Source organism: Gluconacetobacter sacchari, assembly GCF_014174255.1.
In the GTDB taxonomy this organism is placed as follows: Bacteria; Pseudomonadota; Alphaproteobacteria; order Acetobacterales; family Acetobacteraceae; genus Gluconacetobacter; species Gluconacetobacter sacchari.
In genome coordinates this window covers 68,160-77,103 of sequence record NZ_JABEQJ010000024.1, presented here as the reverse complement: position 1 = coordinate 77,103, position 8,944 = coordinate 68,160, and the positions used below count along the sequence as shown (strand labels likewise).

The window sequence follows — 8,944 nt, the reverse complement described above, 5'->3', positions numbered from 1 at the left end:
CCCCATGACGCTGCCCGACCGCTTCATCGACCACAACACCCAGGACGCCCAATACCACGAGGCCGGACTCGACGCCGCCGCCATCGCCGCCACCGCCCTGCACGCCCTGGGTGTGGCGTCATCGCAGCAGACGGCCTGATCCGGCGATACCGGACATGGCCAAGCAGCGTGCGGACCAGATGCTGGTCGACCGGGGCATGGTGGAAAGCCGAGCCCGCGCCCAGGCCCTGATCCTGGCTGGCGTGGTCTATTCCGGCGATCGGCGCGTAGCCAAGGCCGGCGAGCAATTGCCCGAGGATGCACCCCTGCTGCTGAAGGGGCAGGATCACCCCTGGGTTTCGCGCGGCGGCGTCAAGCTGGCCCACGCGCTGGCCCATTTCGGCCTCGACCCGGCGGGCGCCGTGGCGCTGGATGTCGGGGCCTCGACCGGCGGATTTACCGACGTGCTGCTGACGCACGGGGCCACGCGGGTCTTCGCCGTCGATGTCGGGCATGGCCAACTGGCGTGGAAGCTACGCAGCGACCCACGCGTGGTGGTGCTGGAGAAATGCAACGCCCGCACCCTGGACGCGGCCACCATCCCCGATCCAATCGATGTGCTGGTCTGCGATGCCAGCTTCATCGGCCTAAGGACCGTCCTGCCCGCCGGACTGGCGCTCTGCAAGCCCGGTGCGTGGGCGGTGGCCCTGATCAAGCCGCAATTCGAGGCCGGCCGCGAGGCCGTGGGCGCCAAGGGCGTGGTGCGCGATCCGGCGGTGCATGACGCCGTCTGCGCCATGATCCAGGAATGGTGGTCCGCCCTGCCCGGCTGGACGGTGCTGGGGGTGGAACCCAGCCCGATCACCGGGCCCGAGGGCAACCGCGAATTCCTGATCGCCGCGCGACGCGACGCAGAGTAATTCCCCCTTTTCCCTTCGAATGTGGTAGGCAGCGCGGATTCAGCCCATTCGCGCCGCGACACCACGCGCCGCCTGCCCGATGAGTAGCCGTTCATGACCGCCGTTTCCGCTCACGCGCCCCAGCCCCCCGCCGAGACCGGTCTGGCCGCCTCGCTCACCGCGGTCGAGCGCCAGCGCATCCTGGCGAAATCAGCCCTGTTCGCCCCGCCCACCGGCATGCTGCCGGACGGGCGGCGCGACCTGATCGGCCTGTCGCGCGAGGAACTGACCGAGGCGCTGGTCGCGATCGGCGAGAAGCCGTTCCGCACCAAGCAGGTCTGGCATTGGCTCTATCATCAGGGCGTGACCGATTTCGCGCGCATGAGTTCGATCGCCAAACCGTTGCAGGCGAAGCTGGCCGAACAATTCGTGATCGGCCGCCCCGAAGCCGCGACGGTCCAGACCTCGACCGACGAAACCCGTAAATTCCTCTTCCGCTTCCGCGACGGGCAGGAGGCCGAAACCGTCTATATCCCCGACCGGCGTGAGGATCGCGGCGCGGTCTGCATCTCGTCGCAGGTCGGCTGCACGCTCTCCTGCACCTTCTGCCACACCGGCACGCAGAAGCTGGTGCGCAATCTGGGCGCGGCCGAAATCGTCGGCCAGTTCATGGCGGCGCGGGACAGCTATGGCGAATGGCCCAGCCCAAGGGGCGAAACCCCGCGCCTGCTCTCGACCATCGTGCTGATGGGCATGGGCGAGCCGCTGTACAATTACGAAAACGTCGCCAAGGCGATGAAGATCGTCATGGATGGCGAGGGCATCGGCCTGTCGCGCCGCCGTATCACGCTCTCTACATCCGGCGTAGTGCCGATGATGGACCAATGCGGGTCGGAACTGGGGATCAATCTCGCGATCTCGCTGCACGCCGTGCGCAACGACCTGCGCGACGAAATCGTGCCGCTGAACCGCAAATATCCGATCGAGGAACTGATCGCCGCCTGCCGCCGCTACCCCGCCGCCAGCAATGCGCGACGCATCACGTTTGAATACATCATGCTACGCGGCGTGAACGACAGCGAGGCCGACGCCCGCGAACTGGTGCGCCTGATCGCCGGCATTCCGGCCAAGGTCAACCTGATCCCGTTCAATCCCTGGCCCGGCAGCGCCTACCAGCCTTCGACGCGCGAACAATTGGCCAAATTCGCCCAGATCGTGATGGATGCCGGCTTCGCCTCGCCCATCCGCATGCCGCGCGGCCGCGACATCCTGGCCGCATGCGGGCAGTTGCGTACCGAAAGCCAGCGCGAACGCCGCGGCCTGCCGGCCTGACCGCATGACGGGACAGCCCGCATTTCGGGCTCTCCCCGCTGGCACCATTGCCCATCCAATGCTAGGAGGCGGGAATCAGGCGGGCCGCCACCTGGCGGTTTCCCAGCCTTTCAGTTTCCCCGCCTTTCAGTTTCGACGACAGGAGTTCCCGTTCCATGGCCGCAAAGGACGTCAAGAAGGTCGTGCTCGCCTATTCCGGCGGTCTCGATACGTCCGTGATTCTGCGCTGGTTGCAGACCACTTATGGCTGCGAGGTCGTGACCTTCACCGCCGATCTGGGCCAGGGCGAGGAACTGGAGCCAGCGCGCAAGAAGGCCGAGATGTTCGGCGTGAAGGAGATCTTCGTCGAGGATCTGCGCGAGACCTTCGTGAAGGACTTCGTCTTTCCGATGTTCCGCGCCAACACGCTGTATGAGGGCCAGTATCTGCTGGGCACCTCGATCGCCCGTCCGCTGATCGCCCAGCGCCAGATCGAGATCGCCGAGGCCGTAGGCGCCGACGCCGTCGCCCATGGCGCGACCGGCAAGGGCAACGACCAGGTGCGCTTCGAACTGGCCTATTACGCGCTGAAGCCAGACGTGACGGTCATCGCGCCGTGGCGGGAATGGGACCTGACCTCGCGCACCCGCCTGCTGGCCTTCGCCGAGGAACATCAGATCCCCATCGCCAGGGACAAGCGCGGCGAAGCGCCCTTCTCGGTCGATGCCAACCTGCTGCACTCATCATCGGAAGGCAAGCTGCTGGAAGATCCGGCCGAAGCGCCCGACGAGATCGTGTTCCAGCGCACCATCTCGCCCGAAGCCGCGCCGGATGTCGCGACCGAGATCGCGATCGATTTCGTCTCGGGCGATCCGGTGGCGCTGAACGGCGTTACCCTGTCCCCGGCCACGCTGCTGACGCGGCTGAACGAACTGGGCAAGGCCAACGGCATCGGTCGCCTGGACCTGGTGGAGAACCGCTTCGTCGGCATGAAGTCGCGCGGTATCTACGAAACGCCGGGCGGCACCATCCTGTTGACGGCGCATCGCAGCATGGAATCCATCACGCTGGACCGCGAGGCCGGGCACCTGAAGGACAGCCTGATGCCGCGCTATGCCGAGATCATCTATAACGGCTTCTGGTTCTCGCCCGAGCGCCGGATGCTCCAGGCCCTGATCGACGAGAGCCAGCATTCGGTGACCGGCCGCGTGCGGCTGAAGCTCTACAAGGGCAATGTGATCTGCGTCGGCCGCGAAAGCCCCAACAGCCTGTACGATACCCGCGTCGTGACCTTCGAGGATGACGAGGGCGCGTATAATCAGGCCGATGCCCAGGGCTTCATCAAGCTGAACGCGTTGCGCCTCCGCCTGGGGGCCCAGATCGGACGCCGGGGCGGCGCGCTGTAAGCGCTGCGTCCCTTTCTCCTCTTCCCTTTCCGCCGAGCCGAGGTGTCATGAAACGTCTGTCCCGCGTCACTTCCCTCATCCTGGCATCCGCGACAGCGCTGTCGCTGGCGGCGTGCGGCGCACGTCCCGAGGAATCCAAACCGGAGATGACGCCCGCGCAGTTCATGGCCAAGGTCCGGGCCGAGCCTGGCGTGCAGAGCCTGCCGGACGGACTGGCCTACAAGGTGCTGGAGAGCGGCCCGAAAGACGGGCAGAGCCCTGCCCCGGGCGACATGATGATGGTGATCTACGAGGGGCGGCTACCCGAGGGCGGCATCTTCGACAGTTCCGACCAGCACGGCAAGGGTGCCTATATGCAGATGCAGTTGGACGGCGTCATCAAGGGCTGGATGGAAGCCCTGCCGAAGATGCACGTCGGCGATACCTGGATGCTGTACGTGCCCCCTGAACTGGGCTACGGCCACCGTTCGATGGGCATCATCCCCGCCGACAGCCCGCTGATCTTCAAGATCCAGCTCCTGGGCGTCTCAAAGCAGTAAGCGCGGGAATCCTCGCGCGATGCGTCCGCGGCATCTTGCCCCGCTCGCGGCGGGTCTTCTCGGCCTGCTCGCGACCGCGGGCTGTTCGCGACACACGCCCCTGGGCCAGGCTCGTTACCGGACCAATTGCGGGATCTGCCACCATGGCGGCGAGGGCATGCTGGGGGAAATCCCGCCTCTGACCGGGCGGATCGACCAGATCGCCCGCACCCCGGAGGGACGGCATTATCTGATCGACGTGCTGCTGAACGGGCTGAACGGCCCGCTGGTCGCCAATGGCGGGCGCTATAATTTCTCCATGCCGTCTTTCCGTCGCCTGTCCGACACCGAAATCGCGGCGATCCTGACTTATCTCTCCGCCAGCGGCGGCCGGGCCGATCCGCCGACCTTCCAGGCCGGCGATGTCGCGGCGCAGCGCGGCGCGACGCTCGGCCCCTCCCGTGTGGCGGACGAGCGACAAACAGTGGACCGTCTGCATCCCATGCCCTGAAACCCGGATGTCGTGATCGCCGATCCGCTTGACCGGATCGGGTCCGACACCTGAAAAGAACCGTCATGCAACGCATATTCTCCGGCATCCAGCCGACCGGTATTCCGCAATTGGGCAATTATCTGGGCGCGATCCGCAACTGGGTCGCGTTGCAGGCCGATCACGAGTGCATCTTCTGCCTCGTCGACATGCATGCCCTTACGGTGTGGCAGGAGCCAGAGGCCCTGCGCCAGCAGACGCTGAGGCAGACCGCCGTCCTGCTGGCGGCCGGCATCGACCCGAATGCCCATATCCTGTTCAACCAATCCGCCGTCAGCGCGCATGCGCGGCTGGGTTGGATCTTCAATTGCGTGTCGCGCCTCGGCTGGCTGAACCGCATGACCCAGTTCAAGGACAAGGCGGGCAAGGACCGGGAGAACCATTCGGCCGGCCTGTATGTCTATCCCAACCTGATGGCCGCCGATATCCTGGCCTACAAGGCGACGCGGGTGCCGGTCGGCGACGACCAGCGCCAGCATCTGGAGCTGGCCAACGACATCGCCCAGAAATTCAACCATGATTACGGCGTCGACTTCTTCCCGCCGATCGAGCCGCTGGTCCCGCCCGCCGCCGCCCGCATCATGAGCCTGCGCGATGGCACGAAGAAGATGTCCAAATCCGATCCGTCGGCACAGAGTCGGATCGAGATGACCGACGACGCCGATACGATCGCGCTGAAGATCCGCCGCGCCAAGACCGACCCCGAGCCTCTGCCCTCCGACCCGGCCGGCTTGCAAGACCGGCCCGAGGCCCGCAATCTGGTGGATATCTACGCGGTCCTGGCCGGTATTCCGGTCGCCGAGGTGCTGGCGCGCCATGGCGGCGAGGGTTTCGGCCCGTTCAAGGCGGCATTGACCGATGTGCTGGTCCAGGCGATCGTCCCGATCGCCGACGAAACCAGGCGCCTGATGGACGCGCCGGACCATCTGCGCGCGGTGCTGCGCGACGGCGCCACACGCGCGGCCGCGATCGCCGAGCCGATCGTCTGCGAGGCAGAACGCCTCGTGGGCTTTCTGAAATAGGAAAGGCAACATCATGCGCCAGGCCCTGCATCGTCTCGACATTCCAACCCATGGCAAGGGACTGGTGATGTTTACCGATGCGGTCCGGCGATGGGTGGCCGAGACCGGGATCGAGACGGGACTGCTGACGATCTGGTGTCGTCACACCTCGGCATCGCTGACCGTTCAGGAAAACGCCGACCCGACTGTGCGCGAGGATATCAAGCGCTTCTTCGAGGCGCTGGTCCCCGAGGCGCCGGGCCGCTACATCCATGATGACGAAGGGTCCGACGACATGCCCGCCCACCTGCGGAGCATGCTGACCCAGACCCAGCTTTCGATCCCGGTCGCCGACGGGCAACCGGTGCTGGGAACCTGGCAGGGACTCTATCTGTTCGAGCATCGCCGGCAGCCCCACCGACGGCAGCTTATCCTCCACCTGATCGGCGACTGAACGTCACCACGCCGGGACGAGGAACGTCGCGGGGCAGTCATCCTGGTCCTCGGGCGCGCGGATAAAGGCGCTGGCACGCGGGAAATCGCCCACATGCTCGCGCTTGATGGTAAACCAGAGCTGGGTCAGCACGTCATGGCCCGCATGGTCGTGCTCGCAGCGAAGCTGAAGCGCCCGCTCCGTTTCGCTATGGAACGTGGCCCTGAACGCCCGCATCACGGCATCCTTGGAGACCACTCTTCCCTGCCATGCCCGCAAGGTCGTGCCGAAATCGGACCCCGCGACCCGAGCCCGCAGATCCAGCGCGGTATGGAAGAAGGTCTCGGCCGGAATACCGAAACATTGAACATGCTTGTGATATTCATGGTCGACCAGACTATGCGACAAATGCGCCACGCTCTGGTCCAGCCCCTGCTTCGTCTCGCTGGTAACGGTGACGGGCGCCTTGTCGTCCTGGCCGGGATAGATGTCGCATCCGGCCCCCCACCAGCGCTGCGGCGGCACGCCCTGCGCAATCAACGGCTGGGGCCGTGAGGCCCACAGACCATGCAGTCCGATCAGCGGCGTTTTCGGCTGGTCGGGGCGGCACCCGGGGCCGCTGGCGCAAAAGCCCGGCTGCCAGGTAAGCGCCAGAGTGTAATGACCGAAATCCCCGTGCGCCGGCGGATTGACCACACTGCCCGCCATCGGCGCGGGCGGCGATACGGCGGTGGGCGCGCAGGCGGCCATCCCGGCGGCAAGAATCAGGGCGCCGAACGCAAGACGCGCGCGGCTTGCCGCACGATGGGCCAACGTCATTCTGTTCTTCCGCGTTAGCGGCGCAGGATCGCCGCGTGGTGGGTCAGGTGATCCTGGATGAAGGACTGGATGAACCAGTAGGAATGGTCGTAGCCGGGATGACGGCGCAGGATCAACTCCTGGCCGGCCGCCCTGGCGGCGTCCTCCAGATGCCACGGCTGAAGCTGGGCGTCCAGGAACTGGTCGGCGTCACCCTGATCCACCAGGATGGTCGTCGGATGGGTGTGGTCGGCGCGCAGCAGAAGGGTCGCGTCATGGGCGGCCCAGGCTGCACGGTCCGGCCCCAGGTAGCCGGTAAAGGCCTTCTCGCCCCATGGTACCGCCGACGGATGGACGATCGGCGCGAAGGCCGAGACCGATTTCCAGCGATCGGGCGCGCGCAACGCATGCACCAACGCGCCATGGCCGCCCATCGAATGGCCCATGATGCCACGCCGCGCGCCATCAAGGGGGAAATTGGCCTCGGTCAGGGCGGGCAGTTCCTCGGCGACATAGGTGCCCATGCGGTAATGAGCGGCCCAGGGGGCCTGAGTCGCGTCCAGATAAAAGCCGGCGCCGCTGCCGAAATCGTAGCTGTCATCCTCGCCGGGGGCGTCCGCACCCCGGGGCGAGGTATCCGTCGCCACCAGCGCGATCCCGTATTCCGCGGCGAAGCGGACCGCATTCGCCTTGATCAGGAAGGTTTCCTCGGTGCAGGTCAGGCCGGCCAGCAGATGGATGACCGGCGCCGGCGCGGCCGCCGACGCGCCATCGGGCATGAAGACCGCGAAACGGGCCTCCAATCCCAGACTGTCGGATGGATGGCTGTAGAAGCCCAGCGTGCCGCCGCAGCACGCGTGGGTGGAACGAGTGGTGATCGCCACGATCAGAACTCGACGACGGTGCGGATGCTCTCGCCGCGCGTCATCAGGTCGAAGCCCTCGTTGATCTGCTCCAGCGGTAGGGTATGCGTGATCAGGCTGTCGATGTCGATCTTGCCGTCCATGTACCAATCGACGATCTTCGGCACGTCGGTCCGCCCGCGCGCTCCACCGAAGGCCGAGCCGATCCAGCGGCGGCCGGTCACGAGCTGGAACGGACGGGTGCTGATCTCCTGCCCCGCGCCCGCCACGCCGATGATGGTGGAAACCCCCCAGCCACGATGCGAACATTCCAGCGCCTGGCGCATCAGCGTCGGGTTGCCCACGCATTCGAAGGAATAATCCGCGCCGCCGCCGGTCAGTTCGACCAGGTGCCCCACGACGTCGCCGTCCGGCCCCAGATCCTTCGGATTGACGAAATGGGTCATGCCGAACTTGCGTGCCATCTCCTCGCGCGCCGGGTTGATGTCCACGCCGACGATCATGTCGGCGCCGACCATCTTCGCCCCCTGGATCACGTTCAGCCCGATCCCGCCCAGGCCGAACACCACCACGGTCGATCCGGTTTCGACCTTGGCGGTGAACAGCACCGCGCCGATGCCGGTGGTCACGCCGCAGCCGATATAGCAGACCTTGTCGAACGGGGCGTCCGGGCGGATCCTGGCCAGCGCGATCTCGGGCAGCACCGTGTAGTTCGCGAAGGTGGAACAGCCCATGTAATGATGGATCGGCCGTCCCTTGTAGGAAAAGCGGCTGGTGCCGTCCGGCATCACCCCCTTGCCCTGGGTCGCACGGATGGCGGTGCAGAGATTGGTCTTGCGCGACAGGCAGGATTTACATTCCCGGCATTCGGGCGTGTAGAGCGGGATTACATGATCGCCGGGCTTCAAATGCTTCACGTCCGGCCCAACCTCGACCACCACGCCGGCACCTTCATGGCCCAGAATGGCGGGAAACAGGCCTTCCGGATCGGCGCCCGAGAGGGTGTATTTGTCGGTATGGCACAGGCCCGTGGCCTTGATCTCGACCAGTACCTCGCCCGCCTTCGGGCCTTCGAGCTGTACCGTCTCGATCTCGAGCGGTTTGCCTGCCTCGAACGCGACCGCTGCCCTTACGTCCATGATCGTGCCTCTCCAGAGTCTTGAACCGAATTGTCGGCATCATAAAA

Annotated in this window: 10 protein-coding genes; 7 read left to right on the top strand and 3 right to left on the bottom strand. The window is 66.0% G+C overall.

From position 1 onward, the window contains the following. The first annotated feature begins 155 nt into the window (after positions 1 to 155). The 7 genes from HLH48_RS16525 to HLH48_RS16495 all read left to right on the top strand — a co-directional run bounded on the left by HLH48_RS16525 (position 156) and on the right by HLH48_RS16495 (position 6,118). Entirely contained in the window at positions 156 to 899 is a 744-nt protein-coding gene (locus HLH48_RS16525; RefSeq protein ID WP_182998576.1) for a TlyA family RNA methyltransferase, read from the top strand. 93 nt (positions 900 to 992) lie between these two features. Then, positions 993 to 2,210 (top strand): 23S rRNA (adenine(2503)-C(2))-methyltransferase RlmN, encoded by a 1,218-nt coding sequence (rlmN, locus tag HLH48_RS16520; RefSeq protein ID WP_182998575.1) that lies wholly within the window; start codon positions 993 to 995, stop codon positions 2,208 to 2,210. A 155-nt stretch (positions 2,211 to 2,365) separates the two neighbouring features. Then, positions 2,366 to 3,595 carry an argininosuccinate synthase gene (locus tag HLH48_RS16515; RefSeq protein ID WP_182998574.1) on the top strand — a complete coding sequence of 410 codons (1,230 nt, stop codon included), beginning with the start codon at positions 2,366 to 2,368 and terminating at the stop codon, positions 3,593 to 3,595. Positions 3,596 to 3,642: 47 nt separating this feature from the next. After that, complete coding sequence (locus HLH48_RS16510) at positions 3,643 to 4,134, top strand: FKBP-type peptidyl-prolyl cis-trans isomerase (RefSeq protein WP_182998573.1); 492 nt, start codon at positions 3,643 to 3,645, stop codon at positions 4,132 to 4,134. Between the two features lie 19 nt (positions 4,135 to 4,153). Beyond that, positions 4,154 to 4,624, top strand: a complete 471-nt coding sequence (locus tag HLH48_RS16505) for a c-type cytochrome (protein WP_182998572.1) — start codon at positions 4,154 to 4,156, stop codon at positions 4,622 to 4,624. Positions 4,625 to 4,689: 65 nt separating this feature from the next. Then, positions 4,690 to 5,685, top strand: coding sequence for a tryptophan--tRNA ligase (gene trpS / locus HLH48_RS16500; protein ID WP_182998571.1), 996 nt, complete (start codon positions 4,690 to 4,692; stop codon positions 5,683 to 5,685). A 13-nt stretch (positions 5,686 to 5,698) separates the two neighbouring features. After that, a complete protein-coding gene (locus HLH48_RS16495) occupies positions 5,699 to 6,118 on the top strand; it encodes a secondary thiamine-phosphate synthase enzyme YjbQ (protein WP_182998570.1) in 420 nt (139 codons plus the stop codon). A gap of 3 nt (positions 6,119 to 6,121) precedes the next feature. Here the strand turns inward: HLH48_RS16495 and HLH48_RS16490 are convergent, their stop codons facing one another. Genes HLH48_RS16490 through HLH48_RS16480 form a run of 3 tightly spaced genes read right to left on the bottom strand, consistent with a single transcriptional unit; the run spans position 6,122 to position 8,897 of the window. After that, positions 6,122 to 6,916 carry a ribonuclease T2 family protein gene (locus HLH48_RS16490; RefSeq protein ID WP_182998569.1) on the bottom strand — a complete coding sequence of 265 codons (795 nt, stop codon included), beginning with the start codon at positions 6,914 to 6,916 and terminating at the stop codon, positions 6,122 to 6,124. A 14-nt stretch (positions 6,917 to 6,930) separates the two neighbouring features. Beyond that, positions 6,931 to 7,779 carry an S-formylglutathione hydrolase gene (gene fghA, locus HLH48_RS16485; RefSeq protein WP_182998568.1) on the bottom strand — a complete coding sequence of 283 codons (849 nt, stop codon included), beginning with the start codon at positions 7,777 to 7,779 and terminating at the stop codon, positions 6,931 to 6,933. A gap of 2 nt (positions 7,780 to 7,781) precedes the next feature. Continuing rightward, complete coding sequence (locus HLH48_RS16480; RefSeq protein ID WP_182998567.1) at positions 7,782 to 8,897, bottom strand: S-(hydroxymethyl)glutathione dehydrogenase/class III alcohol dehydrogenase; 1,116 nt, start codon at positions 8,895 to 8,897, stop codon at positions 7,782 to 7,784. Between the last annotated feature and the right edge of the window lie 47 nt (positions 8,898 to 8,944).